The following is a 1,081-nucleotide window of genomic DNA, read 5'->3' on the forward strand; positions in this document are numbered from 1 at the left end:
GGTATGGATTTTCTTCATGCGCCAGATGCAGGGCGGCGGCAAAGGCGCGATGGGCTTTGGCAAGTCCAAGGCCAAGCTGCTGACCGAGAAGACGGGCCGGGTGACGTTCGAGGACGTGGCCGGCATTGACGAGGCCAAGGAAGAGCTTTCGGAAATCGTCGAATTCCTGAAAGACCCGTCCAAGTTTCAGCGCCTCGGCGGCAAGATTCCCAAAGGCGCGCTGCTGATCGGTCCTCCGGGTACCGGCAAGACGCTGACCGCGCGCGCCGTTGCGGGCGAGGCGGGCGTGCCCTTCTTCACCATTTCCGGTTCGGACTTTGTCGAGATGTTCGTTGGCGTCGGTGCGAGCCGCGTACGCGACATGTTCGAGCAGGCCAAGAAGAATGCGCCCTGCATCATCTTTATCGACGAGATCGATGCGGTAGGCCGTTCGCGCGGTGCCGGCCTTGGTGGCGGCAATGACGAGCGCGAGCAGACCCTGAACCAGCTCCTCGTGGAGATGGACGGCTTCGAGGCCAATGAAGGCATCATCCTGATCGCCGCGACCAACCGTCCGGACGTGCTGGATCCGGCGCTGCTGCGTCCGGGCCGTTTCGACCGTCAGGTCGTGGTGCCTAACCCGGACATCACGGGCCGCGAGAAAATCCTCAAGGTCCACATGCGCAACGTGCCGCTGGCCGCTGATGTGGACCCGAAGGTCATCGCCCGCGGCACGCCGGGCTTCTCCGGCGCGGACCTTGCCAATCTGGTGAACGAGGCGGCTCTTCTGGCGGCCCGCCGCAATCGCCGCCTGGTTTCCATGGCCGAGTTTGAGGAGGCCAAGGACAAGGTGATGATGGGCCCGGAGCGCCGCTCCATGGTTATGGGCGAGAAGGAAAAGACGCTGACCGCCTATCACGAGGCCGGCCACGCTGTGGTGGCCCTGAAGGTGCCTGCGGCGGATCCGGTGCACAAGGCGACCATCATCCCGCGCGGGCGTGCTCTGGGCATGGTCATGCAGCTGCCTGAAGGCGACAAGCTCTCGATGACGCATCAGGAGATGACGAGCCGTCTGGCCATCATGATGGGCGGACGCGTCGCC

The 1,081-nt window shown here is 64.3% G+C and carries 1 protein-coding gene; it reads left to right on the forward strand.

Features of this window, described 5'->3' with window-relative positions:
- Positions 1-1,081 (forward strand): ATP-dependent zinc metalloprotease FtsH (ftsH, locus tag ACTS2Z_RS11900; RefSeq protein ID WP_442573427.1); only part of this gene is annotated, 1,081 nt, incomplete at both ends.

Source organism: Glycocaulis sp. (genome assembly GCF_052168375.1).
In the GTDB taxonomy this organism is placed as follows: Bacteria; Pseudomonadota; Alphaproteobacteria; order Caulobacterales; family Maricaulaceae; genus Glycocaulis.